Below are 25,274 nucleotides of genomic sequence, written 5' to 3'. Positions count from 1 at the left end.
TGTGGGCTAATAATCCCACAAGAAAAGCCCCTAGTGTTTGTGTTAAAACATCAGGGGCCTGATTTTACCAGTGCTATCAGCTATGCTTTATTGTTCCGTGCTTGGGACAGTTTGTAAAGCCGCGAAATCAACGCACTGTGGTTATTAACTTTGAGTTTTGTATGCATGTTTTCGACGTGTTTGTTGACAGTATATTTACTAATGTCCAACTCACGTGCAATGCCTTCATTAGTTAGACCACGCAATAACAATCCTGCAACTTCCCATTCACGCGGCGTTAAAATTTCCTTTTCAGTTTTAACCGACTCGCTCTCGCTAGTATCGCCAGTCACATTGACGTAGAAATTGCGGAAGAGGTTATTGATGTGTTTAAACACCAAGTCAGCAGTTTCCATTTCATCATCCGTGTACTTTTGGCCATGGATACGACTGATCGCGTAAATCGCCATCAGCGTTCCGGAATCATCCCATAGACCGAAACCCATCGACCACTTAATCCCCCGCAATTCAGTGGCCTTAGCTAGCCCGTCCAAGTGCATCTTCCGCATATCATCAGGACTCATCATCATTCGCTGACGAGCAGAAAGCTTCTTGTAGACGATATTGCCAGCTTCCTGGATAGATTTAGGATCGCCTAGTCCTTCCCACACGTAGTGGTCACTCAGCTTGTTACCAACACGAGCGCCTTCGCCCCATTCGTCAATCCATTTGATATTGCCATCCGGGTGCAAAAACATCACCATGCCAGTATCAAAGTTCAACAGACGAATCAAATTGTTCAAAACAAACCGAGCTAATTGTTCGGGATCGGCAATCACACCACAATTAAGTACGAACCGGTCTATTTTTTCGTAGTCTACCATTATAAACATCCCTCTTTAAATAGTAGCTGTAGCTACTACGCACCAAACTGTTATTACAGAAAACAGCTACCTATCAACGCCTATTATATACTGTTATAAGTAGTTTTACCACTACTTAAACAGTAGTTAACAGTAGTTAATTCAAATATGTAGTAGTACTTTTTACTAATTAGCAAAGTCCCATAGCCTTACGGCCACTAACTTTTCTCCCCAGTTTTTGGTAAGAAGTACTTCAGTAGTTATCCCTGTACTCAATAATGATAACACATACTCAATTGTCTTTGGCCCAATATTTTGCGAAAAAATTTGACAAAATTCTCAATTTTAGTTCTAACCAAATTTGAAGGACGAAGAATTCAGCGATTATGAATTAGAATTGTTCGCTATAAGGCCAAAAGAGACTGGCACACTACATGCCAGTCTCTTGATAGAAAAATTTTAATCTCTACATCTTGATCTTGCTGACTTCATCCAAGAACCACTTGTTGAAGTAATCGGCATCAATATCAACACAAACCTTTGCGTTGGTCTTGCCATCATGGTAGGCACCACGGATGTCACCAACCAAAGCACCAATGGCCGGACCATCAGTTTGAACATCTACCCACATATCCTTAGTCTTAATAGCTTCTGGATGTAAGAGATAGAAGATCGTATTAACGTCGTGCATTGGACGGCCAGTGTTACTGCCGTCATTGTAGTGGGTGATGAGGCCATGCAGCATCTTACCTGCTTCGTTCATCTGCCCCAGTTTTTCAATCGTGTCGGCAGTCAGCAGAGCCTTAAGCGTAATGTCCAAGCCGACGGTAACGATCGGAATACCAGAATTGTACATAATCTTAGCAGCATCCGGGTCCGTGAAGACATTGAATTCAGATGTACTGGTCATGTTGCCACCAGACAGTGAACCACCCATCGCTACGATCTGTTTAATGTGTGATTTTACTTCTGGGTACTCACTGAAGAGTAAGGCAATATTAGTGTAAGAACCAGTAGGTACTAATGTAATCTGGTCTTCCGCCATGATGGCATCATGCAATGCTTCAACAGCAGGCTTATCAATCGGCTTGCCATAATCATCACCGAAGTCATAACCAGGCATCCCCGATTCGCCATGAATCCGAGCAGCATCTTCAAACGGCTTGATCAATGGTTGCTCTGCACCAGCCGCAACCGGAATCTGATCGCCCTTGCCGAAGAAGTGAACAATCTTTAAGGCGTTAATCGTCGTTTTGTCGACCGTGACGTTCCCAGCCACCGTCGTTACCAATTTCAAATCGATGTTTGGGTCATTGATGGCCATCGTCAAAGCAGCTGCGTCATCAATGCCTGGATCAGTATCCATGATAATTTTTGTTGCCATTGCAATTCCTCCTATGAATGTAATCGCTTTAAAAAGTTTGTTAAGAAAAAGGGCTGACTGGGCAGATGCCTATCAGCCCCCTTATTGTATATTTACCAAACAAAGATCCCGACGAAGGCAGCTGACAGCAGAGATACCAGGATCCCTGACAGCAGCAGGTAGCCGACGTTCTTAGAAATGTAGTCGTTGTGTTCCTTACCAACCAGGCCCTTGAAAGCACCGATAATCATCCCAAGAGTACCGAAGTTGGCGAATGAGGTAACAAAAGTAGTCAAAACAGCAACCAGGTGTGGGCTCATTGAAGCAATCTTGCCTGAGACAGCACCCATGACAACGAATTCGTTAGTAACCAGCTTCATCCCCATTTGTTGTGACAGGAACCATGCCTGGTGAACAGGCAGACCCAGCAGCCAGGAGAATGGGAACATGACGACACCCAGGATGCTTTCCAGAGATAATGGCTTCCAGAAGAGTCCCAGAATCTTGTCGATCAAAGCAGCCAATGCAACGAAGGCAACAACGTTTGCAATGATGATCAAGATCAGCCGGCCGGCACCCAAAATGGAGTCGCCCAAGAAGCTGAAGAATGGTTCCTTCTTGCCACTGTCGCCCTGGTTACCAACCTTTTCGATCGTGTCTTCTTCAGGCGTAACCGTTACAGGGTTCAGCAAACTAGTTGCGATCAAAGAGTTAACGATGTTAATCGGAACAGCCGTCAGAATGAATCGTGCAGGCATCATCTGGATATATGACCCCAGAATAGAAGCGGTAACACAAGACATCGACATCATAGCCAGAGTCAAGTCACGTTCCTTAGTCATCTTACGAAGTTGCATCCCAGAAACGGCCAGAACTTCAGTGTTGCCTAAGAACATCATTTCAACAGCAAAGAATGATTCGAACTTTGGCTGACCAGTGATGAATGAAAGTCCACGTCCGATCCACTTGATAATCCATGGCAGGAAGCCAATGTAAGTCAAGATGTCGAACAGCGGAACGATCATCAGGATTGGCATCAGAGCGGAACAAATAAAGTTCAGGTTCTTTGGGTCATACCATTTGCCCAGGGCAAACACAGTCCCCTTAGCAGAAACGGCAACGATCCAGGTAAAACCATCAGCAGCGGCCTTAACCCCAGCACGTCCAGCTGGTGATGAAGTCAAGAACCATGCAAGCAAGAGGTTGAGGACAATCATAATCCCAACCGCTTTCCAATGAATATGCTTGCGGTCCTTTGAAAATAGGACCCCGATTGCCAGAAAGACAATCAGACCAATTATATTGATTAAAAGATACATGATCTTAACACCTTTCTATAAAATATGCTGTTCCTTTGGCAAGATAAATTGGTGAATAATTGCATCATTACCTCTGTGAACTTAACAATTTACAATTTAAATATACTGCGTCGTTATCGCTTTGTAAACCCTTTTACAAGAATTGGCTTTAGAAAAAATTAATATGGAAGTTTTCATGTAATTTTTTGGCTAGCCTTAAATCCCAACATCATCACCATCACGGCCGAGAATAATAATTAAGTTATAAATCATACTGATTATTTCCCATCAGCGTCCGTCTATGGACAACTAGACCAATTCATATAAATAAGCCCAGCCAGGTCAATCACCTAACTGGGCTGCAGATTATTTACTTGTTTCGTGAGCGTTGCAATAACTGGTAGCCGATAAACAGAGCGATAAACCAAACAATTGAGATCATCAAGGACGTCCGCGTCGAGGCATCAAAGAATAAGATGACCAGGACGGCACAGAAGAAGATTAGCGTCAACCAACTTGTCACCGGATAACCAGGCATCTTAAAGCTCGACAGGCCTTGAGGGTGTTGGCGGCGGTACTGGATGTGACACCAAAGAATGATTAGCCAAACAAAGATGAAGTTAATCGTTGAAACCCCCGAGACAATGTTGAAGATTCCTGCTGGCATCACGTAGTTCAAGATGACGATGACGAAGAGGATGGCTGAAGAGAACTGCAGGGCACCGTTAGGAACGGCCTTGTTGCTCAACTTAGTGAAACGCTTCGGAGCATTGCCCCCAGTTGCCAAGGAATACAGGGAACGACTAGTACTGAAGATTGAACTGTTTGTGGCGGATAAGGCAGCCGTCAAGACAACGAAGTTCAAAATCCCAGCAGCTCCGGCAATGCCGATAGCCTTGAAGACTTGGACGAAAGGACTTGAGGAAGTGACGATGTGGTTCCACGGATAAACCGACATGATTGCGATCATCGAACCGATGTAGAATAATCCAATTCGAATCGGCAAAGCGTTGATGGCTTTAGGAATGTCGTGTTGTGGGTTCTTGGTTTCCCCGGCGGTTAACCCAACCATTTCGATTCCAACAAAGGCGAAGACCACCATCTGGAAGGACATCAAGAATCCCATCGGGCCAGTCGGGAAGAAACCACCATGGTTAACTAGGTTAGCGAAAGTGGCATGGCTCCCACCCTCGACGTGCATGTGGAGCAATACCATAATCAAACCGATCACGATCAAGGCAATGATAGCTAAGACCTTAATCATCGAAAAGGCACTTTCGAATTCACCAAAGAGTCCAACGTTGATCATGTTCACCAGCATCAGCAGGATAATGATGATCAGCGGCCCAACCCATTGGGGCAGGTGCGGAAACCAGTAACGCAAATAAATCCCGGTAGCCGTTAGATCGGCCATTGCTAGACTCAGCCAGCATGACCAGTAAGTCCACCCCGTGATGAATTCCATCCGGTCACCCAGGTATTGTTTGACAAAGTCGATAAACGAATGCTTGCTGGTATCTGACATAATCAGTTCACCAAGCGCACGCATCATAAAGAAACAAAAAATTCCCACAATTAAATACGAAAGAATAATAGATGGTCCGGCTTTGTGAATCGCACTACCGGATCCAAGAAAGAGCCCGGTCCCGATCGCACCACCAATGGCGATCATCGTGATGTGCCGGCTCTTTAACGAACGTGATAACTTTTGCTGTTGATCTGCCATATTGAGGCCTCCTTATCAAAATAAAAACGCCCCTGGTAATTTACCAGGGACGTTATCTAACGCGGTTCCACCCATCTTCGTAGTCATAGACTACCTCGCCGGTTGATAATGGAACCACCCATTTCACGAATGCCATGCAGGATCCGACTGCCTCTCACCTTAATCAGTCTCGCTGATGAATCCCTTGAGATTGATTTCAATTATACCCACTTTTGTCTTATTGTCAAACTTTAATTAGTTTTTTATTCAGAAAGTTCGTCTTTAGCAATAATCACCCTAGCCTGTTGACAAAGGACCAGGAGGGTGACAAAATGGTGCCAGATTAATAATTGATGTGGCTGAGGTCCCTAGTAGGCACGTGTTCCCCGTTCACAGAGAGTTGGCAGGCTGGAAACCAATACGAAGCACCGTGCTAAATTACACCCTCGTTTATAAGCTGCATCTCGTAAGAGGTATGCGGAAGCATACGAAGCTGGGTGGTACCGCGAAATTTCGTCCCAGGGCTGAGTGATCAGCCCCGGGACTTTTTCGTTATTTGAACTGTTAGGAGGATATAGGAATGGACATTATCGAAGATTTAAAGTGGCGTGGCGCAATTAATCAAGCAACTGATCAGGAAGGCTTAGAAAAGCTAATTCATGACAAGAAGATTGGTCTCTACTGCGGGGTTGACCCCACTGGTGATAGTCTCCACATCGGACACCTGATCCCATTCATGCTGCTGAAGAGGTTCCAGTTAGCTGGTCACCATCCGGTTATCGTCATCGGTGGTGGTACCGGCGCGATCGGTGACCCTTCCGGCAAGAAATCCGAACGTGTCCTGCAAACGATGGACCAGGTCAAGCACAACGAAAAGTGCCTGACTGACCAGATGACTAAGTTATTCGGCACTGACAACTTCACCATTGTCAACAACCGTGACTGGTTGGGTAAGTTAAGCCTGCTAGACTTCCTGCGTGATTACGGGAAGCTCTTTAACGTCAACACGATGATCCACAAGGAAATCGTCGCTAGCCGGCTCGAAGTGGGGATTTCATTTACCGAATTTACTTACCAAATCCTGCAATCAATCGACTTCCTGCACCTCTACCAGCACGAAAACGTCCAGCTGCAAATCGGTGGTGCTGACCAGTGGGGCAACATCACTGACGGGATCGACTTAATCCACAAGGTCGAAGGCGCAAAAGCCCAAGCCTACGGTCTCACCATTCCGTTGATGTTAAAAGCCGACGGTACCAAGTTCGGTAAAACTGCCGGTGGTGCCGTTTGGCTTGACCCTAAGAAGACATCCCCTTACGAATTCTACCAATTCTGGATTAACCAGGATGACCGCGACGTCATCAAGTACCTGAAGTACTTCACCTTCCTCAGCCACGAAGAAATCGATGACCTGGCAGAAAAGGTCAAGAAAGAACCTTGGAAGCGTGAAGCCCAACGCCGCTTAGCTGAAGAAGTAACCAAATTCGTTCACGGTGAAGAAGGCTTGAAAGAAGCTCAACGCATCACCAAGAGCCTTTTCTCTGGCGACATTGCCGACCTGACTGCCGACGAAATCGAACAGGGAATGAAGAACATGCCATCTGCCGAAGTCAGTGGCGAAAAGAAGAACATCGTCCTCTGGCTGGTCGATGACACGAAGTTTGAACCTTCCCGTCGTCAAGCCCGTCAAGACATTACCAACGGTGCCATTCGCATCAACGGTGAAAAAGTCACCGATGTCGATGCAGAAATCGACCCAGCCAGCCACTTCGATGGCAAGTTCGTCGTTGTCCGGAAAGGTAAGAAGCACTACTTCCTGGCACGGGTCACAAAGTAAGACTGAGCAAAGCTGATAACATATACTAATAAAGGCTCTAGCATTCGGAAATTCCGAACGTTAGAGCCTTTTTTCTACCAGCTAGCCTTGCGTACACCTGGCAACTGACCTTTATGAGCCAGTCGACGGAAAGTCAGACGCGACATACCAAATTTCCGCATGTAAGCATGGGGCCGGCCATCATATTGGTCGCGGTTATGCAACCTCACTGGGCTGGAATTACGTGGCAATTTACTTAAAGCGACGTAATCACCCGCTTTTTTCAACTGCCGACGTTTATCTGCGTAACGTGCCACCAGAGCACGTTGATGTGCAAGTTTAGCAATCTTGGATTTCTTGGCCATTCATAATACCTCTTTAGTAGTTCAAATGCGACAATCTCCAATAATTACCATCTGCAAGTCAATTCTTCGTGATTGTACCAAGTATATTTACAATTGTAAACTAAAAAGGCCTAAAAAAGGAATGGGTGTCAACTAACCGTCGAATTCTATCCCATTCCTGATTTTAGTTAATGTTTTCAACCTTCTAGGATGGCTCCCCTAGTCCATGTATAAAGTCAGGTCATCGTTAGAGTACTTACTTGGATCTTGGGTTAACTTAGTGATGAAGTCAGCAACGCTGGCCCGACTAACGTGGTGTGAACCATCATTGTCTTCATGGGTCACCCGGTAGTTAACCTCGTCACCATCGGTGTACCAAGGAGCATGGATGTAAGTCGTGTTGAGCTTACTGTTATTAACACTCCGTTCACCAATGGCATCGTTTGGTTCACAGTGGCCACCAGTAACAACCAAGCGATCACAAGATGAGTCTTCCAAAGCTTCAACAGCATTAGAAGTTACTGGATTGCCCGTCATTAAGTTCAAAACAGCAAAGTCAACGCCTTGAGCAGCAGCTTTAATCTCGTCAATATTTCCTAAATCGCCATTCACTAAAGTGACTCGATTATTTCCCTGGTACTTCTGCAAACGCTTGTCGACGTTGTGGCCGAACAGAACTAAGTCTGCATCAGTGCTGTTCAACAGGTCTGGAATTAAGTAGCTGGAAACACGGCCAGTTGCGGCTAAAATTAAGATTCTCATTGTCATTCATCCCTTTCATGTACTGATTGATATCAATAATATAAACTAAGTGGGTATATATGTGAAATGCCTATTATTTTTCAATAGCAATATGCTTTAGGCATAGTAGGCTAAATTTGGTTTATCGCATTTGAAGCTTGTTTCTTGTAGTAAGTTATATATTTACTACAAAAAATCAGGTGTCCAGCCTTAGCCAGACACCTGAATATTTCCCAGGAAATTTCCTAATTCTTATTCTGATGATCATCAGAATTGTACTCATCACCAGGACCCATTGGACCATGGGCATTCATCTTCATGCTTGCCACGCTTGGCGCATGGAAACTGTGGGAGGCAATCCCCTTCATACTCCAAAGAAGCAGCAGGTTAAAGACGACCGCAATGCCCAGCAGAACTAGGTTGCAGAACATTGCATAGTGAGTACCCAAACCACTACTGATCCCTTGACGTAAACCAAGAATGGAGTAGGTCATCGGCAGGTACCAGTGAATGATGTTATAGAACTTCATCGTTACTTGCATCGGGAAGGTACCGCCAGAACCACCAAGTTGCAGCATCAGCAAGACCATGGCGATGAAACGACCCGGGTTATCAAAGGTCATCGATAAGAACATCACGATAGCCATTGAAGCTAGCCCAAAGAGAGCGGTCGTCAAATAGAACGATGGAACGTGGTCAATCGTTAAGCCACAGAGCATCATAATCGTACATTCGACAACAGCCATGGCAATGGCGGCTAAACCACCGACGACGACCTTACTCATCCACCAAGCCGTCCCCGAACCATTGCGATCGGCAACCCGGCGAATCGGGTAAACGAAGTTAAAGACCAGGATACCAACGTACAGGGCAACTGACAGAACGTAAGGTGCCAAGGCATGACCATAGTTTGGCACGTAACTGTAGTTCTTGTGTTTGGTATTAGCAGGTTCAGCGATCATCTTAGCAGTCCGTGGCGAGGTCTTAATCCCGTTAACGGTCATCGCGCCCCGGGTGAGTGCCCGTGCTAAGCGACCAGCACCAGATTGAAGTCGGATGACCCCGCCGATGAGTGTTGGCGAATTGTCAACTAACTGTTGGGTGCCATCAGCTAACTGGTCAACGCCAGCAACTAAGGCTGGTACCTGGGCATTGAGTTGACCCAGGGCACCAGATAACTGCCCAGCCCCACTATTAAGCTGGCCAGAGTTAGCTGTCAACTGGTTAGCTCCGGCACCAGCTTGCGCCACGCCAGCGGTATATTGGTTGATACCGGAATTCAGTGAAGCGGAGCCCGCAGCAATTTGACCAGTAGCGTTCTTCAGTTGGTTCACTGAAGCGGGCATTGCCGATAATGTTGACTTATAGCCATCCAGTTGGTTGAGCAGGCCATTAGCTTGTTGAATGGTGGTCCCGGCACTATTTAAGACGCTTGACATTGATGACAGCTGGTTTAATTGGCTCTGCATTCCTTGCAAGCTGCTCTGTAGGGAATTTAATTGGCCTAAGGTCCCTGAAAGTTTTTGGATTGTCGATGCATTGCTCTGTGCTTTGCTGGCAATCTGCTGCATCTGTGATTTGACGTCATCGCTGACGCCATCCTTCTGGGCCACTTGACCGGCAATCTGGGCAATGGAAGCGTCATTTTGCGCCACACCACGCAGTGCAGAGCCTGCACTAGCTAGTCCACTCAAAGAACCCGAAGCTTGTTGAAGCTTTTTAGCGCTGTCTGATACTCCACCCAAAGCGGACTGAGCTTGGCTCAATCCACTCTGCAACTGTGCGAGGTTTTGTTTCAAACTATCGGCTTGGTTCATCGTTGCGAGAATACCTTGGAAATCGATGCTGCCTAATGAGCTATTCACAGCGCTATTCAGTTGTCCAGCACCAGTGGCTAGTTGCTGCGAACCGCTCTGCAACTGTCCCGAATTGTTATTCAGGGTCGCTAGTCCACTAGCTAATTGACCGACACCACCAGTGTATTGACCGATCCCATTCGTCAATGTCTGACTCCCGGTAGCTAATTGCTGTGCCCCACTGGCCAAAGGCGTGACGCTGACCCGCAGCGTCTGCACACCGTCATTGACTTGTGAAACCCCCGCGACATACTGATTAGCCCCACTCTGAAGGGTAATCAGGCCGTCACTCAACTGCTTTGAACCACTAGCAGCCGTCTTCATCCCCTTACCAACTTTATGGAGGGCTTGGAACATAGCTGTTGCGTAGGCTCGCGTCACCTGGGCCCGTATCCTTTCCTTCAGTTTCGTCATCCCCAGCTGGCTGATAACTTCCCCAATGTAGTTAAGTGAGCCGTTGGTTTCGTATTTCAACTTCATCTGTTGCGGATGCTTATCCAAAACCGTTGTAGCATTTTGAGAAAAGTTCTTTGGAATAGTAACAACCGTGTAGTACTGGCGATGTGACAGGCCGTACCGTGCTTTCTTAGCTGAAACAATTTCCCATTTTAACTGCTTGTTCTTTTTTAGTTCCTTGGTCATCTGATGACCAACATCCATCTTTTGGCCGCGATATTCGACTGGAATATCCTTATTAACTACCGCGACTGGCAAATTCTCAGTACTCCCGTATGGGTCCCAGACAGACTTCAGGAAGAAGATACTGTACAGCAATGGGATGATGCAGATTACCGTCGTGGAAATTAATAAGAGCCGATTATGCCGGATATTTTTAAATTCCGCCTTAATCATGTTCCACATAATAAATAATTCCTCTCGTTTTGAATTTTTGAATAATAGCAAAACCTAATTCCAGATTCTATTTAGCATTGAGCTCTTCTGGACTCGGCGAGATAAAACGCAGGACCATCTTATGAAATAGTGACCGGCGTTCCTCCTCACTCCTCCTTTCAATAAAGTTGCTTTCTGGCAGCGATTCGACAATCAGTAAGCCAAATACGCTACCGACAAACATTTCCGCATCCAGCGTATCCTTTAACTGCGGGTCAGCATCGATGATGCGTTGGATCACCAACATAAACTTATCGAGTTCATCATGAACTTCATGCTCTTTTGGCGCTTTTTGGATAATATAAAAAACATTGCTCATAAATGTTTCTTGCTTAATATCCAGGCGAACACATTCGCTCGCCACAACTAGGGCCTGTTTTCCTGACAAACCCACTACCTTCTCAACAATGTGGTGGCGCATCGTTTTTAAAACGTAGGCCCCCACTAACGCGATTAGCTCCTCCCAATTGCTAACGTAGTGGTAAAGCGACTGGGTGCGAATATTTAGCTTTCGGGCCAAAGAAGACATTGTCAGTGCCGGAAGGCCTTGATTATGCGCAATCTCAGTAGCAGCCTTGACCACCTTTTCGCGATTAAGCGTTCGTGAAATTGTCACCGTCTCACTTCCTTTATAATCGTAGCTTACAATTGTAGTTTATAATTTTGTACCTTTAGTTTCAATCTACAAATTGTAGAATATTCTCTTCGTTTGAGACATAACTAAATTAATGTCTCAATAAAAAAGCGGCGCTAAGTGGAATCAAAAGATTTCACCTAACGCCGCTCATTATTTAGTAAGTATGTATCAATTAGTTTATATATTTCCCAGGAAATATCACGCTTTATTTCTCTCCAACAACCTTCTTCAGGGTGTCACCCAGACGCTTCAATCCCTCTTCGATCTTGTCTTCCTTCATGTTTGAGTAGTTCAGACGGAAGGCACCAGGCTGTGGTTTGCCAGCAAAGAATGGGTCGCCAGGAACAAAGGCAACGTTGTTCTTCAAGCATTCCTTAAAGACAGCCACGGTATCATCGACACCTGGCACTTCAACCCAAAGGAACATCCCACCTTCTGGGTTCGTGTATTTAACTGATGATGGGAAGTACTTCTTCATCCCCTCGATCATCAATTGCTTGCGCTTACCATAGAGGTCGCTGATTTCCTTAACGTGGGCATCAACGTCGTTGTGTTTGAAGAATTCGACGACCCCGTATTGAGCCAGGTTGTCAGAATGAAGGTCGGCAGATTGCTTTAACACGGTCAACTTGTCGACTACTTCTTTTGGCGCAACGACCCAGCCTAAACGGAAGCCGGGTGCCAGTGTCTTAGAGAAAGTACTCATGTAAAAGACATGGCCATCCTTGTCGAATGACTTAACAGCAGGCACATGCTTGCCGGCAAAACGAATTTCACCATAAGGGTTGTCTTCCAAGACAGTGATGTCATACTTAGATGCCAGTTCAGCTAACTTCTTCCGCCGTTCTACCGGCATTGTCCGGCCCGTTGGATTCTGGAAGTTTGGCACAGTGTAGAGCAATTTGGCTGTCGGGTTAGCCTTGAGGGCATCTTCCAATGCATCCATCCGCATACCGTCTTCGTCCATCGCCACTGAAACGAAGCGACCACCATAAGACTTGAAGACATCAAGTGCACACAAGTAGGTTGGCTGTTCAACTAAAACGACGTCACCTGGATCGATTAAAGCTTTCCCAACTAAGTCCAGGACTTGTTCGGAACCAGTCGTTACCAGGACATTATCCAGTTCACCAGTCACGTTTTCCTTTTCCTTAACGTGCTTCAAGATCAGTTCCCGGAGGGCAGTGACACCCTTAGCAGCACCGTATTGCATTAATTCACGGCCGTGTTCGTCAAAAGCGGCATCAACAGCTGCTTTCATTTCCTTAACCGGGAAGAGTTCCGGCGCCGGCAGGCCACCAGCAAAGGAAATGATCTTCGGATCAGCTGCCGCTTTCAGGATAGCGCCCACCGCATCCGTGCCATCTGCTGGAACTCGTTTTGAAAATTGAACCATCATGATCACTCCTTCGTGGTTTTCTTAGTAAAATTTAATGTTTATCGATGGTGCTAGCATACAACATTAATTTAAGATTGTGAAGTTTTAATTTTATTTTGCCTTGTTAAATTAACATTGTTTCCTTATAAGGCCGTGATAAAGAAAAAATCATCCCAAAAATTGTGGTTGACTTTTTCAATTGCCCGGCGTAAATTATATTGCAATTAGAAAAACATTATAAAAATACGTTGAAAAAGAAGAGTAACGGGTGTGTTGCTTTCAGAGAGCCCCTGGCTGGTGAGAAGAGGCAAGTATCCATTCGCGAAAATCACTTTGAGTACCAGGATGAAATTAGTAATCCCCGGTGGGAGCAGCCCATTATAGCTGCCGTGTTTAGTCTAACCGGCTGAACATTGAAGGCCAGTGATGTGAATCGCTGGTGAATGACAGGGTGGTACCACGCAAAAGCGTCCCTCAGCTGATCTTAATCGGCTGGGGGACGCTTTTTTCAACTCTTTTTATAATCAAAAACAATGAAGGAGTGGATTCATATGAAGTTTACAGTTGTTGGTGCAGGTGCAATGGGATTACGTTTTGGCGTATTACTGCAAGAAGCTGGGAACCAAGTTGATTTTGTGGAAGATTGGAAACCACATTACGACAAGATGAAGGAACAGGGTGGTGTTTACGTCACCCGTGAACACAAGAATAAGCACTTAGTCCCCGTCAATGTCTACACTCCAGAAGAATATACGGATACCGACGCTGATTTTGTATTCTTTGAACTGAAACAGATGCAACTGGATGATATGTTAAAACGGTGTCAGCATTTCTTCAAAGACCAGTACTGCCTAACGGCAATGAATGGCATGGGCCACGTCGACAAATTGCTGAAGTACTTCCCGAAGGAAAAGGTCGTTGCCGGTACCGCCCTGGTCGCTACTATCCTGACCGGTCCCGGCGAAGTCGAATTTGTCGGCGCACCTGGTGCGGGCACTACCAACTGGGCTAACTACACGGAAAAGCCAGATGAAAAGACTAAGCAGTTAATGCATGAACTGAAAAAAGCCAACTTCAATCCATCCTTGAAGACCAACTTCATGGGAACCCTGATGGCTAAAGTAGTCTTCAATTCCGTCGTCAACACCCTCTGCACGATGTTTGAAATCACAATGGGTGAATACGCATCATTCGAAAAGGCCAACGAGATGTCCCGGCAATTAATTGACGAGGCCTACGACGTTTGCGAACGTGCCGGCGTTCAATTGGTCAACAGTCGGGAAGAAGAACTCGCCAGCGTTAACCACGTTTCCCTCGTCAGCAACCCTCACCACTACCCATCGATGTACCAGGACATGAGTCACAACCGGCCAGTCGAAGTTGACTACATCAATGGTTACTTCGTCCGTCTGGGGCGGAAGTACAACTACGAAGCCACCACTCACAACATGGTCACTAATCTGGTGCACTTAGCCGAAAAGGCTCGTCAGGCGCGGGTAACGGCCTAAGCAAGTCATTTAAATCCTTTCATACAACTAAACGCTCCTGAGAATTCACGTTCTCAGGGGCGTTTTTAGCTCATCTTATTTCAGATTATCAAAGTAGTTCAGGCCCATCGCTGCCTTGACCTCTTTCAGGGTCTGGTTGGCAACTTCGTTAGCCCGTTGACTACCTTCTTGCAGCATCCGGTAAACAGCCGGCATGTCCTTAGCGTATTCTGCACGGCGTTCCCGAATCGGTGCCAATTCCTTGTTCAGAACTTCGAACAAGTACTTCTTGATCTTAACGTCGCCCAGACCACCACGACGGTAATGGTCCTTCAGTTCTTGAACCTTATCCTTGTCAGGATCAAAGATGTCGAGGTAGGTAAAGACGATGTTGCCCTCAACCTTACCAGGATCGTCTACGTGAATGTGGTTCGGGTCGGTGTAGATCGACATAACCTTCTTACGGAGGGTATCTTCGTCATCACTGAGGTAAATGGTGTTGCCCAGTGACTTGCTCATCTTGGCGTTCCCGTCTAGACCTGGCAGACGACCCTGCCCCTTTGGCGGGAAGACGCCTTCGGGTTCAACCAACACGTCACAATTATAGGTAGAGTTAAAACTACGAACCAACTCACGGGCTTGTTCCAACATTGGTTCCTGGTCATCCCCAACCGGCACCACGTTAGCCTTGAAAGCAGTGATGTCAGCAGTTTGGCTGACTGGATAAGTGAAGAAACCAGCAGGAATGGAGCGGCCAAACTTCTTTTGCTGGATTTCAGCTTTAACGGTTGGGTTCCGTTCCAGACGCGCAACCGTAACCAGGTTCAGGAAGTACATGTTCAGTTCCGACAGTGCTGGAATCTGTGATTGGACATAAATCGTGCACTTCTTGGGGTCCAAACCAACAGCCAGGTAATCGAGGGCCACTTGGGCCAGACTATTTTGGATCTTCTCAGGGTCGTGTGCATTGTCAGTCAATGCTTGCTGGTCAGCGATCATGACATACAGGTCGTAATCACCACTGTTCTGCATCTTTACCCGTTCCTTCAACGAACCGATGTAGTGGCCGATGTGTAACTTTCCAGTTGGACGATCACCAGTTAAGGCAACTTTTTTTGTCATAATAATTCTTCCTTTCTAATAAAAAAGCCCTACTTTCCGAAGAAAGTAGGACGATTTCACCGCGGTGCCACCTACGTTACAGGCAAGCCTGTCACTTAATGGTTTTATTTCAATCAGCTTGACGATTCCAATTCGCTCTGCAGTAGGTACTCTCAGCGCATGCACCTTCTCTGTCATTGCTTCGCTACTAATGCATCGTTAATATCTCCATTTTATTCCATCGCGGCAATTTTGCAAATAAATCTTAGTCTTTTTGACCCTTGTTGTTCATCGGTACAGCATTTTCCTTGGTAATCTTCTTAATACCGTGCATGTATGGTACCAGAACATCAGGAATCGTAACACTGCCGTCAGCATTCTGGTAATTTTCCAGAATAGCGGCAACACAACGACCAACAGCCAGGCCAGAACCATTCAGGGTGTGCACGTATTGCAGCTTGCCGTTCTCATCACGGTATGTGGTGTGCATCCGGCGTGCTTGGAAGTCCAGGCAGTTAGAACAAGATGAAATTTCACGGTACTTGTGTTGAGCTGGGAACCAAACTTCGATATCGTGAGTTTCGGCTGAGGTGAAACTAGCATCACCAGTTGACAAGGTGATGACGTGGTATGACAGACCCAGCTTTTGCAGAATGTCTTCTCCGTCCTTAGTCAGCTTTTCCAGTTCATCCCATGAAGTTTCAGGCTTAACGTACTTCACCATTTCAACCTTGTTGAATTGGTGCATCCGAATCAAGCCACGGGTGTCACGACCAGCAGCACCAGCTTCAGAACGGAAGCAAGGGGTCAGGGCAGTGACGTAAACCGGCAGCTTTTCTTCCGGAATAATTTCACCACGGTAATAGTTGGTCAACGGAACTTCAGCCGTTGGAATCAGCGTCATGTCTTCGCCGTTAACCTGGTAAACACCCTTCTTGAACTTTGGGAATTGACCAGTCCCGTACATTGAAGCAGCCTTAACGATGTATGGTGGCAGAACTTCGGTGTAGCCTTCCTTCATGTGTTCATCCAACATGAAGTTGTAAACGGCACGTTCCAGCTGAGCACCTAAGCCCAGGTAGTAAACGAAGCGGGCACCAGATACCTTGCGGGCCCGGTCAAAGTCCAAGATCCCCAGGTTTTCACCAACATCCCAGTGGTTGAGTGGTTCAAAGTCATATTCCGGAATCTTACCAACCTTGTATTCTTCACGGTTGTATGAGTCGTCTGGGCCAACCGGAACACCGTCACGAGGAACGTTTGGCAGACGCAGCATCTTGTCTTGGAAGACCTTGTCGTTTTCTTCGGTTTCTTCATCCAGCTTATTAATTTCTTCGCCGACTTTCCTCATTTCAGCGATGGCGTCGTCAGCGGACTTGCCGTTACGCTTGGCTTCACCGATCTTCTTTGAAGCGGCGTTCCGTTCAGCCTTCAGTGTTTCAGCCTTCTGTAAGAGATCACGGCGCTTCTTATCTAATTCCAGCACCTCATCAATTTCTTCGGGCTTAATACCACGGGTGCCAAGCTTTTGCTTAAAGAAGTCAGGGTCACGACGAATTTTCTTAATATCCAGCATGAATACTACCTCCATAATAAAAGAGCCATTTCATCCTCAAAATTTTGGGACGAAATGGCTCTGGTTCCGCGGTACCACCCAAGTTTGTCGTGAAAGACGACACCCTTTAAGAATGGATAACGGCCATCACCGTGCGGCATTACCCGCCCACATTTACTGACGCCGGAGTTTCGGTGCCCAGCTCGCACCAACCGCTGGGTCTCTTAACACCTACTTGAAACGTCACGTGTTTTCGATTTCTCCATCATTCTAGCTCATTTTGTTTCGGGAATCAATCGCCTAATTGAGGAAGTTTTTAACAACATTCTCGTAGGTCTGGTTCACCTTCAAGTAATTGTCTACGGAAACGTATTCGTTGACCTGGTGGGCCATGTTCCATTCACCAGCACCCAGTAAGAGCATTGGGCACTGAACATCGAGGATGTAGTTGGAAGCATCACTGGCCCCGTGAATCACCATCAGATCAGGTTGCTTTCCGAAGGCATCTTGCCGCGCCTGAGCTACCAGTTTGGTGAAATCACCTTGTGGATCATTAGCGACCGGCCGGAAACTGAACTGAACTTCTAGCTTCAGCTTCATCCCTTTTTCTTCATTTAATTTATCGACTACCTTCTGAATTCGGGCGATGCATTCATCGTTGTCGCATTCCGGAATGGGACGAATATTGCCCTGCACTTCAGCATAGTCAGGAATAATGTTGAGTTGACTGCCACCCTGGAAAACATTGACACTGTGCACTACAGGGCCAAGAACCGGACTTTCCTTAGCGTCATCAAAGGCGTGCTGCTCCGCCGCAAAGAAGCGCGCTAAGTTGGCTACAGCATTAATGCCTTTGGCTGGCATTGAACTGTGAACGCTCTTCCCGTATGACTTGACCGTGTAACCAATCGAACCATTATTGGCATAGACGATGTTACCGCCCGTCGGTTCGCCGACTAGAATTGCATCGGCATCGTGGACCAGCCCCTGCTTGGTCAGTTGCAGCGAACCCATTGCCCCTAATTCTTCACCGACAGTGCCGAAGAAGCGTAAGGTTCCTTTCTTCGGGAATCCTGCTTCCTTCATCTCAATCAAAGCGATTGCCATGCCTGCTAAACCAGATTTCATGTCGGCTGAGCCACGGCCATAAATCTTACCGTCAACTTCTTCGGCACCGAGAGGATCGTGATCCCAATTATCTTTATCAAAAGCCACCGTGTCCAAGTGGCCAGCTAAAATGAGAACGGGGCCCGGCTGATCGGCCTTTAATTCGGCCACAATATTAGAACGACCGTCGGCGTATTTCACCAACTGACTATCGATCCCGTACTGTTTAAACAAGCGTTGTAAGTACTGTGCCGCTACTGCTTCGTGATCATTAGCAGTATCGATACGAATAAGATCTTTGAGAATTTCAATTTTACTTTGCTGATCCATTTTTATTTTCTCCTCATTATTTTATTATCTATTTTTCATTCTAGACTTTCTAAGAGAAAATACCAGTTTCAAATCTTATTTTATAGTAACCGCTTTACTGTTAAGCCACTATAGTGCGACCTATGGGCAAATGGTGTATAATTCTTTTGTTTCATCTTAGGACAGTAATCCTTACGCTTTCCTAAAGCATAATTACCTTTTCTTAAGGGATAGTAAGGAGTAGTTGCTGTATACTAAGGAAGAATATTAGCAGAAAGGGAGGAGTTGACGGGATGTTTTCTAAATTGAAAGAGCACCCGACAGCCAAGTTTTGGCTGACTACCCTGCTGTACTTCGTCATTTTAATGTTAGTTGTTTACATGTATGGTTACTTTGGCGCGGGTCAAGCACCATTCATCTATAACGAATTCTAATTTCATCGATGTATATGGAGGATATAAATAGTGATTAAAGATATTGTGAAGACCATCGACGCGCAAGCGCAGGCACATCTTGACAAGGTATTCTTCGATGAAATGGGCGAAACACATACCTACCAAGAATTGTTAGATTGTTCCAACTCCTTAGCAGCTTGGCTGGACGATAAGAGAATCGTTCCAGAAAAGGGACCGATCATGTTTTATGGTGACCACCAATTTGAAATGGTCACCGGCTTTATCGGCGCAGTCAAATCAGGCCATGCTTATATTCCGGTCGAAACCGGATCGGCATTGCCGCGGATGCAATCGATTATTAACACGGCCAATCCTCGGCTCGTGATCGCCATCGATGACTTTCCAGTGGAAAAGCTGGACTACGACGGTGCGGTGATTAACAAGTTTGAACTGCAACAGATCTTTGCTAAAAAGAGTCCATACACCCCAAGCCATGAAGTGCTGGGTGACGACCCATTCTACATCCTGTTCACTTCAGGGACGACCGGTTCGCCAAAGGGTGTGCCAATCAGTCACACCAACATCTGCAGCTTTGCTAACTGGATGCGTGGCGACGACTTCAAGATTCCTGCAGAGCAGGTTTATTTAGGGCAAACACCGTTCTCATTTGACGTGTCTCACATGTACTGGCTGAACGCCGTTGTTTCAGGCGGAACCATCAAGGCCATCCCCGTGAAGGTCGTTCAAAACTTTGGCCAACTGTTTAAAGTTTTGCCGAGCCTGGGAATCAACGTCTTCGTCGGTACACCATCATTCGGTGAAATGCTTCTGTTGAGTCCTGACTTCAACGCGCAAAAGATGCCAGACCTGAAGTACTTCCTCTTCTGTGGGGAAGAATTAACGCCGTCCACCGTCAAGCGTCTGTTCCAACGCTTCCCTGATGCCCACATTTTCAACACTTACGGGCCAACGGAAGCAGCCGTAGCGATCACCAGTTGTGAAATCACCAAGGATATGGCTAAGAACCTGAAGCGTCTGCCGATCGGTTACGATAAGCCGGGTGTCACCACTTCCATCTGGAAGGATGGCAAAGAAATTACGACTCCTGGTGAACATGGTGAAATCATCATTGCTGGCGACAGCGTAGCCCCACATGGCTACCTCCATAACCCTGCTAAGACAGCCAAGAACTTCTTCAAGCTCAATGGTGTCCAGGCTTACCGGACCGGTGACGCAGGTTTCATCACCAAAGACGGCATGCGTCACATCATCGGCCGGATGGACTTCCAGATCAAGCTGCACGGTTTCCGGGTTGAACTTGACGAAGTTCGCTCGAGTCTGGAAATGAGTCAGTACATCAAACAAGCCGTAGCTGTGCCAAAGTACAACAAGAACCACCAAGCAACCCACTTGATTGCTTACGTGATCGCTCAGCCAAATGACTTCAAGGATGAACACGAACTGACCCAGGCAATCCGGGAAAGCTTAAAGGATAAAATCATGGACTACATGATGCCAACCCAGTTCGTTTACGTGGATTCCTTCCCAACTTCCGCTAACGGCAAGATTGCGGTCAAGCAACTGATTGCGGAGGCTAATAAATAATGGTTAATTGGATTTCATCGTTGCCCAACATGTCGGCATACGGTACACCAACGTACTTCATCTACCTGTTGATTGCCATCGTGCCGCTGGGAATTGGGCTGTATTACGGCAAACGGTTTAGCTGGTACGAAGCACTGATCAGCCTAGTCTTCCTGTTTCTGATGTTTGACGGCAGCAACACCCCACAGATGTTGTCTTTGATCGTCTACATTATCTATCAGACCTGCCTGGTCATGTGGTACTACCACTACCGCCAGCATAAGAACGCCAGCGGAGTCTTCTACCTGCTCGTCTTCTTATCGCTGTTGCCAATTGTTATCGTCAAGTTCACGCCAGCGATGGTTGGCCATAACTCCCTGCTTGGTTTCTTGGGTATTTCCTACCTGACCTTCCGGGCTGCGGGGACAATTATTGAAACACGTGATGGCGCCGTTAAAGACATCAACTGGTGGAAATTTATCCGCTTCATGGTCTTCATGCCGACCATCACTTCCGGGCCAATCGACCGCTACCGGCGTTTTTCAAAAGACTACAAGAAAGTGCCAAGTCGCGAAAAGTACTTGCAACTGGTTGAAAAGGGGATCGGTTACCTCTTCATCGGTTTCTTGTACAAGTTCATCATCGACTACTTCTTCGCCCAACGGTGGTTGCCATTCGCTGAACGGATGGCTCTGTCCCAGGGACACCACCTCTCCTGGTGGGTTGTCGCAGTCGCTTATCTCTACTCCTGTGACCTCTACTTTGACTTTGCCGGCTACTCACTCTTTGCCGTCGCAATCAGTTACTTCATGGGTGTCGAGACCCCAATGAACTTCAATTTGCCGTTCATTTCCAAGAACATCAAAGAGTTCTGGAACCGTTGGCACATGAGCCTGTCCTTCTGGTTCCGTGATTACATCTTCATGCGTTTTGTCTTCACGGCCACCAAGAAGCACTGGTTCAAGAACCGTAACGTCCTGTCATCGATTGCCTACATGATTAACATGATCACCATGGGGTTCTGGCACGGTGTTACGTGGTACTATATCCTATATGGTTGCTTGCACGGGCTAGCACTGGTTATCGACGACGCCTGGCTCCGCTACAAGCGCAAGAACTTAAAGGGTTTGAAGAGCACTGCTCTGACACGGAACGTTGCCCGCTTTATCACCTTTAACTTCGTTGTCTTTTCATTCTTAATCTTCTCTGGCTTCCTAAACACTTTGTTCTTTAGTGGCCACTAGAAATTAACACTATTTGGAGGAATTAATCATGGAAGAAAAAATTGAACAACTTTTAGCAGATGCAACTGGTCGCGACGCAAGTGACTTCTCAGACACCAGCGAAGACCTCTTTGCTAATGGTCTGATTGACTCAATGGCAACTGTTTCTTTCCTGCTCTCACTGCAGGACGAATACGACATCCAGGTTCCTGTTTCTGAATTTGACCGGAGCCAGTGGAGCACTGTTGACAAGATTGTTGAGCGGGTAAAGGAGCTCCAAAATGACTAATCGTCAACGACTGTGGCGCATCTTTGGCCCAGTCATTGTTGCCTGCCTGCTGGTGGTGCTGGTCCTTGTCATTCCATGGCATAGCCACCACTCCCAACGCACCTTGCAGCGCGCGGCGGTATCTATCAGCCCGACGATTTTTAAAAACCGTTCCATCAAGGTCCAGGCAATGTCTGATAAAAAAGTAAAGTATGTTCCATTCTTTGGTTCCAGTGAATTGAACCGGATGGACCGTTTCCACCCATCAGTGATGGCCGCTCGTTACCATAATTACCGGCCGTTCTTGTTTGGTGCCCGGGGGACCCAATCACTGCCACAACTGTTCAACATGAACATGATGCAGTCACAGATGAAGAACAAAAAAGTGGTCTTCATCATCAGTCCCCAGTGGTTCGTCAAACAAGGAGTTGAACCAGACGCCTTCAAGTACTACAACGGGACCTACGCTAACCTGATGTGGCTGCGCCAGGCCAACCCCAAGTCGAAGTACGATCGCTACACGGCACGCCGTTTGGTAAAATTGCTGGGTGACAACGGTTCTGTCGGCAGTTATTGCCAACGGATCGCTGCTGGCAAATCTCTGACGGGTTGGGACCGCAATTGGATCAACTTCAAGATTGGCATTCTACGCAACGAAGATAACCTCTTCTCTGGTCTTGCCATCAATGGCAACTACCAGCACCGGATCCAACCACGGATTCACCAATTGCCAAAGTTCTACAACTACGCTGATTTGCAGGCTGGAGCTGCACGTGATGCCCGTCGGCAAACGACTAACAACAACTTCCACGTGCTGAACCGGTTCTACAACTCCCGGATTCGTCGTGCTAAGGGCTTACGTAATTCGCAGAAGCACTTCTCATACCTGCGTTCACCAGAATACGGGGACCTAGAAGTCGTACTGAATCAACTGGCTAAGACGCATACCAACGCAATCTTCATGATTACGCCAGTCAATGCCTGGTGGGAAAAGTACACCGGCCTTTCAATGCCGATGTACTACCACACGGCTGACAAGATTAAGTACCAGTTACGGTCACAAGGCTTTAACAACATCTTGGACTACTCGCACCGTGGCGATGAACCAGGATTCATGCAAGACACGATTCACATCGGTTGGAAAGGCTGGGTTGACTTCGACCACTCAGTGGCCCCGTTCATCGAACACAAGCAACCAAGCCCGCAATACCGGATGAACACCGCCTTCTTGTCCAAGAAGTGGCGTAATCTGAAGCCAACGCAAAAGAACCTGCGTCAGTTCACCCAGGATGATTTGAACAAGTAATGATCTAGCTCAACGCTTGATGCTGATGAAAGCACCAAGCGTTTTTTGGTGTAAAAAAACTCCCCTGACACGGCCGTTTGTCGGCTGTTTTGTCAAGGGAGTTGCTTTAGTTAGTATTACTTATCTTCATCACTGGACGGCGTCGTGTCAGCTCCGTCATCATCATTTGCGTCATCACTTGTATCTTCGTCATCATCTTCGTCGGCAACGTAGCCACCTTCAGAGGCGCCCGTATCACCATCACTTTCACTAGCGCCAGTGTCGCCATCGGCACCACCTTCAGAAGCGCCAGTTGAGGAATCAGAAGCCCCCGTCGAAGCATCGTCGGTATTGTCTTCATCACTATCCCCTTCGGATGCGCCAGTTGAGGAATCGCTAGTCCCTTCAGAAGCACCCGTAGATGAGTCAGAGGCGCCGGTACTACTATCGGAAGCACCAGTAGCAGCATCTGCCGAGCCAGCCAGTGCTGGTGAGGAAATCATCCCCGTTGGCTGGCCCCAGGTACCACGGTTATAGAGGTCGATGATCGCATCGACATTCTGAGTAACTTCCAGCGTACCAAGATAGTGACCGTCAACGTCACGAACGGCTACGTAAAGATTGTAAATCTTATGGCCATTCTTCACGAAAGCCCGTGGAACAAAGTCCTCTGTTCCGTCACGCAGGCTGTCGATCACCTGCATGGCCCGTTCCCGTGCCATTGGCGGGTGGCATTCGCTAACGGGGTGGTTCAATTGGTTGACGTTGCGGGCGTTCACTTGGTGGCCCTCATGGTTGTACCAGACAAAGGTGTCATCAGCATCCACCAAGTTGAGGTCGAACGGCAACGCTTCGAATACCTGCTGGACTTCACTCAGGGACATCCGTCCAGTCGGGAAATTGACGTATGCCGTATCAACAAATGGTTTTTGACTAGACATAGCTAGATCCTCCTTCGTTCTCTTAACGATCATTGTTGCGTAATTAATAAATTCCATGAAGCAGTGTTCCAGGTTTTCAACGGCATCCTGGTCAGTCAACCGCCCCTGCTGGTCAAAGACCTGCATTGCACCACCGATCAGCACTTCATTGCCCGGCAGAACACAAGCGTTGCAATCAGGTGCCATCAGGGTTTGCCGCATCTGGACCTGGGCCCGTGATGAAGCCTGCTTGCCATATGAAACCCCAACGATCATCGATGGTTTATGATCCAGCACTTGGCAATGATAGGTCAGCCACTCGATGGCGTTCTTCAACGCCGACGGAATGGCATGATCGTATTCTGGTGTGGAAAAGACGACCCCATCAGCCGCCTGGATCTTCTGCTTCAGTTGCCAAACTTCATTGGTCTCTTCAGCGTCGATCGCAAAAGGTGGCAGGTTTTTGATTTCAACGATGTCGATATCAGCCGCATAACGGAAGTGGTGCTTCATAAAGTACAAGAGCTTCCGGTTATAAGACAGCTTGGCGTTCGTCCCGACAACCGCAACGAGTTTAAGCATCAGCCTGACCTCCCTTCACCTGGTCAACTAGTTTGGCAAAATCAATAAATTCGTGGTAGCACTTTTCCAAAAACTTGACGGTGCCCTCATCCTTGATATTACCATCGTCATCAAAAGCGTTCCTGGCGTCGCCAAGGAAGAACTCTTCATCCTGGAAAACTTCAGCCTGAACACCGGGCGACAATAAGACATCCCGTAAATGAATTTGGGCACGTGCCCCGCCCTGAGCATGTAATGAAGCGCCGATTAGGAAGACCGGCTTGCCCGTAAAGGGGTGAGCAGCACTCGATAGCCATTCCAAGAGGCTCTTTAAGGAAGAAGTCAGTGAGTGGTTATACTCCGCTGCCGCAATGATGACTGCATCGGCATCCGCGATATCTTGGTTGATTTGGTTGATGCTATCCGGTAATTCATCATCTTCGCAAAACATCGGCAAACCACGCGTGCTAATAACTTCAATTTCATCATCCGTAAAATGCTTCTTGATGAATTCTAACAGGCGTTTGTTATATGAATGTGGGGAACTGGAACCCGCAATTGCAACAATTTTCACGCTCATCATCCTCCGTTTATACAAAACACACTAA

The 25,274-nt window shown here is 47.0% G+C and carries 21 protein-coding genes and 1 other annotated feature; of the genes, 7 read left to right on the top strand and 14 right to left on the bottom strand.

Going from position 1 to position 25,274, the window contains the following annotated elements:
- Window positions 1–80: 80 nt before the first annotated feature.
- The 4 genes from AB3114_RS01715 to AB3114_RS01700 all read right to left on the bottom strand — a co-directional run bounded on the left by AB3114_RS01715 (window position 81) and on the right by AB3114_RS01700 (window position 5,229).
- Window positions 81–863: a response regulator transcription factor gene (locus AB3114_RS01715; protein ID WP_367341531.1), complete on the bottom strand. Its 783-nt coding sequence runs from the start codon at window positions 861–863 to the stop codon at window positions 81–83.
- Between the two features lie 445 nt (window positions 864–1,308).
- Window positions 1,309–2,226: a ribonucleoside hydrolase RihC gene (gene rihC, locus AB3114_RS01710; RefSeq protein ID WP_367341530.1), complete on the bottom strand. Its 918-nt coding sequence runs from the start codon at window positions 2,224–2,226 to the stop codon at window positions 1,309–1,311.
- Between the two features lie 92 nt (window positions 2,227–2,318).
- On the bottom strand, window positions 2,319–3,524 hold the full coding sequence (locus AB3114_RS01705) for a NupC/NupG family nucleoside CNT transporter (RefSeq protein ID WP_367341529.1): 1,206 nt from the start codon (window positions 3,522–3,524) through the stop codon (window positions 2,319–2,321).
- A 349-nt stretch (window positions 3,525–3,873) separates the two neighbouring features.
- The gene (locus AB3114_RS01700; RefSeq protein ID WP_367341528.1) at window positions 3,874–5,229 is read right to left on the bottom strand and encodes an amino acid permease; all 1,356 of its coding nucleotides are present in this window, start codon (window positions 5,227–5,229) and stop codon (window positions 3,874–3,876) included.
- Window positions 5,230–5,788: 559 nt separating this feature from the next.
- Here AB3114_RS01700 and tyrS point away from each other — a divergent pair.
- Complete coding sequence (gene tyrS / locus AB3114_RS01695; RefSeq protein ID WP_367341527.1) at window positions 5,789–7,045, top strand: tyrosine--tRNA ligase; 1,257 nt, start codon at window positions 5,789–5,791, stop codon at window positions 7,043–7,045.
- 74 nt (window positions 7,046–7,119) lie between these two features.
- Here tyrS and rpsN read toward each other — a convergent pair whose 3' ends face one another.
- The 5 genes from rpsN to AB3114_RS01670 all read right to left on the bottom strand — a co-directional run bounded on the left by rpsN (window position 7,120) and on the right by AB3114_RS01670 (window position 12,895).
- Window positions 7,120–7,389, bottom strand: a complete 270-nt coding sequence (gene rpsN / locus AB3114_RS01690) for a 30S ribosomal protein S14 (RefSeq protein WP_367341526.1) — start codon at window positions 7,387–7,389, stop codon at window positions 7,120–7,122.
- Window positions 7,390–7,587: 198 nt separating this feature from the next.
- Window positions 7,588–8,130: an NAD(P)H-binding protein gene (locus AB3114_RS01685; RefSeq protein ID WP_367341525.1), complete on the bottom strand. Its 543-nt coding sequence runs from the start codon at window positions 8,128–8,130 to the stop codon at window positions 7,588–7,590.
- A 224-nt stretch (window positions 8,131–8,354) separates the two neighbouring features.
- Window positions 8,355–10,826: a YhgE/Pip family protein gene (locus AB3114_RS01680; protein WP_367341524.1), complete on the bottom strand. Its 2,472-nt coding sequence runs from the start codon at window positions 10,824–10,826 to the stop codon at window positions 8,355–8,357.
- 58 nt (window positions 10,827–10,884) lie between these two features.
- The gene (locus tag AB3114_RS01675) at window positions 10,885–11,472 is read right to left on the bottom strand and encodes a TetR/AcrR family transcriptional regulator (RefSeq protein ID WP_367341523.1); all 588 of its coding nucleotides are present in this window, start codon (window positions 11,470–11,472) and stop codon (window positions 10,885–10,887) included.
- A 226-nt stretch (window positions 11,473–11,698) separates the two neighbouring features.
- The gene (locus tag AB3114_RS01670) at window positions 11,699–12,895 is read right to left on the bottom strand and encodes a PLP-dependent aminotransferase family protein (RefSeq protein ID WP_367341593.1); all 1,197 of its coding nucleotides are present in this window, start codon (window positions 12,893–12,895) and stop codon (window positions 11,699–11,701) included.
- A 215-nt stretch (window positions 12,896–13,110) separates the two neighbouring features.
- Window positions 13,111–13,349, top strand: a binding site (T-box leader).
- Between the two features lie 73 nt (window positions 13,350–13,422).
- Between AB3114_RS01670 and AB3114_RS01665 the strand changes: the two genes are divergently transcribed.
- A complete protein-coding gene (locus AB3114_RS01665) occupies window positions 13,423–14,379 on the top strand; it encodes a ketopantoate reductase family protein (RefSeq protein ID WP_367341522.1) in 957 nt (318 codons plus the stop codon).
- A 75-nt stretch (window positions 14,380–14,454) separates the two neighbouring features.
- Here AB3114_RS01665 and trpS read toward each other — a convergent pair whose 3' ends face one another.
- From trpS to AB3114_RS01650, 3 genes are all read right to left on the bottom strand, one after another.
- Window positions 14,455–15,480, bottom strand: coding sequence for a tryptophan--tRNA ligase (gene trpS / locus AB3114_RS01660; RefSeq protein WP_367341521.1), 1,026 nt, complete (start codon window positions 15,478–15,480; stop codon window positions 14,455–14,457).
- A 244-nt stretch (window positions 15,481–15,724) separates the two neighbouring features.
- Window positions 15,725–17,035, bottom strand: a complete 1,311-nt coding sequence (gene serS, locus AB3114_RS01655) for a serine--tRNA ligase (RefSeq protein WP_367341520.1) — start codon at window positions 17,033–17,035, stop codon at window positions 15,725–15,727.
- A gap of 279 nt (window positions 17,036–17,314) precedes the next feature.
- Window positions 17,315–18,451, bottom strand: a complete 1,137-nt coding sequence (locus AB3114_RS01650) for an ArgE/DapE family deacylase (RefSeq protein ID WP_367341519.1) — start codon at window positions 18,449–18,451, stop codon at window positions 17,315–17,317.
- A gap of 272 nt (window positions 18,452–18,723) precedes the next feature.
- Here AB3114_RS01650 and AB3114_RS01645 point away from each other — a divergent pair, with 272 nt between their 5' ends.
- From AB3114_RS01645 to dltD, 5 genes are read left to right on the top strand one after another with little or no spacing between them, the layout of a single operon-like run.
- A complete protein-coding gene (locus tag AB3114_RS01645) occupies window positions 18,724–18,864 on the top strand; it encodes a teichoic acid D-Ala incorporation-associated protein DltX (RefSeq protein ID WP_367341518.1) in 141 nt (46 codons plus the stop codon).
- Window positions 18,865–18,894: 30 nt separating this feature from the next.
- On the top strand, window positions 18,895–20,430 hold the full coding sequence (gene dltA, locus AB3114_RS01640) for a D-alanine--poly(phosphoribitol) ligase subunit DltA (protein WP_367341517.1): 1,536 nt from the start codon (window positions 18,895–18,897) through the stop codon (window positions 20,428–20,430).
- Window positions 20,430–21,653: a D-alanyl-lipoteichoic acid biosynthesis protein DltB gene (gene dltB / locus AB3114_RS01635; RefSeq protein WP_367341516.1), complete on the top strand. Its 1,224-nt coding sequence runs from the start codon at window positions 20,430–20,432 to the stop codon at window positions 21,651–21,653. Before dltA ends, dltB begins: the two co-directional genes overlap by 1 nt.
- A gap of 28 nt (window positions 21,654–21,681) precedes the next feature.
- On the top strand, window positions 21,682–21,921 hold the full coding sequence (gene dltC, locus AB3114_RS01630) for a D-alanine--poly(phosphoribitol) ligase subunit DltC (protein WP_367341515.1): 240 nt from the start codon (window positions 21,682–21,684) through the stop codon (window positions 21,919–21,921).
- The gene (gene dltD / locus AB3114_RS01625) at window positions 21,914–23,206 is read left to right on the top strand and encodes a D-alanyl-lipoteichoic acid biosynthesis protein DltD (protein WP_367341514.1); all 1,293 of its coding nucleotides are present in this window, start codon (window positions 21,914–21,916) and stop codon (window positions 23,204–23,206) included. The genes dltC and dltD overlap by 8 nt, the downstream gene beginning before the upstream one ends.
- A gap of 116 nt (window positions 23,207–23,322) precedes the next feature.
- Here the strand turns inward: dltD and AB3114_RS01620 are convergent, their stop codons facing one another.
- Together AB3114_RS01620 and AB3114_RS01615 are read right to left on the bottom strand one after the other, a co-directional pair.
- Window positions 23,323–24,687: an NAD(P)H-dependent oxidoreductase gene (locus AB3114_RS01620; protein WP_367341513.1), complete on the bottom strand. Its 1,365-nt coding sequence runs from the start codon at window positions 24,685–24,687 to the stop codon at window positions 23,323–23,325.
- Window positions 24,680–25,240 carry an NADPH-dependent FMN reductase gene (locus AB3114_RS01615; RefSeq protein WP_367341512.1) on the bottom strand — a complete coding sequence of 187 codons (561 nt, stop codon included), beginning with the start codon at window positions 25,238–25,240 and terminating at the stop codon, window positions 24,680–24,682. The genes AB3114_RS01620 and AB3114_RS01615 overlap by 8 nt, the downstream gene beginning before the upstream one ends.
- Window positions 25,241–25,274 lie beyond the last annotated feature (34 nt).

This window comes from Limosilactobacillus sp., from assembly GCF_040772465.1.
Taxonomy (GTDB): domain Bacteria; phylum Bacillota; class Bacilli; order Lactobacillales; family Lactobacillaceae; genus Limosilactobacillus.
Note: the sequence above shows the minus strand (reverse complement) of the source record. Positions and strands in the feature narration are given on the sequence as shown.

What these genes read in the sequence shown, in the direction of transcription:
- AB3114_RS01715 (WP_367341531.1), bottom strand. Translation starts at nt 863, where the DNA reads ATGGTAGACTACGAAAAAATAGACCGGTTCGTACTTAATTGTGGTGTG.
- rihC (WP_367341530.1), bottom strand. Translation starts at nt 2,226, where the DNA reads ATGGCAACAAAAATTATCATGGATACTGATCCAGGCATTGATGACGCA.
- AB3114_RS01705 (WP_367341529.1), bottom strand. Translation starts at nt 3,524, where the DNA reads ATGTATCTTTTAATCAATATAATTGGTCTGATTGTCTTTCTGGCAATC.
- AB3114_RS01700 (WP_367341528.1), bottom strand. Translation starts at nt 5,229, where the DNA reads ATGGCAGATCAACAGCAAAAGTTATCACGTTCGTTAAAGAGCCGGCAC.
- tyrS (WP_367341527.1), top strand. Translation starts at nt 5,789, where the DNA reads ATGGACATTATCGAAGATTTAAAGTGGCGTGGCGCAATTAATCAAGCA.
- rpsN (WP_367341526.1), bottom strand. Translation starts at nt 7,389, where the DNA reads ATGGCCAAGAAATCCAAGATTGCTAAACTTGCACATCAACGTGCTCTG.
- AB3114_RS01685 (WP_367341525.1), bottom strand. Translation starts at nt 8,130, where the DNA reads ATGAGAATCTTAATTTTAGCCGCAACTGGCCGTGTTTCCAGCTACTTA.
- AB3114_RS01680 (WP_367341524.1), bottom strand. Translation starts at nt 10,826, where the DNA reads ATGTGGAACATGATTAAGGCGGAATTTAAAAATATCCGGCATAATCGG.
- AB3114_RS01665 (WP_367341522.1), top strand. Translation starts at nt 13,423, where the DNA reads ATGAAGTTTACAGTTGTTGGTGCAGGTGCAATGGGATTACGTTTTGGC.
- trpS (WP_367341521.1), bottom strand. Translation starts at nt 15,480, where the DNA reads ATGACAAAAAAAGTTGCCTTAACTGGTGATCGTCCAACTGGAAAGTTA.
- serS (WP_367341520.1), bottom strand. Translation starts at nt 17,035, where the DNA reads ATGCTGGATATTAAGAAAATTCGTCGTGACCCTGACTTCTTTAAGCAA.
- AB3114_RS01650 (WP_367341519.1), bottom strand. Translation starts at nt 18,451, where the DNA reads ATGGATCAGCAAAGTAAAATTGAAATTCTCAAAGATCTTATTCGTATC.
- AB3114_RS01645 (WP_367341518.1), top strand. Translation starts at nt 18,724, where the DNA reads ATGTTTTCTAAATTGAAAGAGCACCCGACAGCCAAGTTTTGGCTGACT.
- dltB (WP_367341516.1), top strand. Translation starts at nt 20,430, where the DNA reads ATGGTTAATTGGATTTCATCGTTGCCCAACATGTCGGCATACGGTACA.
- dltC (WP_367341515.1), top strand. Translation starts at nt 21,682, where the DNA reads ATGGAAGAAAAAATTGAACAACTTTTAGCAGATGCAACTGGTCGCGAC.
- dltD (WP_367341514.1), top strand. Translation starts at nt 21,914, where the DNA reads ATGACTAATCGTCAACGACTGTGGCGCATCTTTGGCCCAGTCATTGTT.
- AB3114_RS01620 (WP_367341513.1), bottom strand. Translation starts at nt 24,687, where the DNA reads ATGCTTAAACTCGTTGCGGTTGTCGGGACGAACGCCAAGCTGTCTTAT.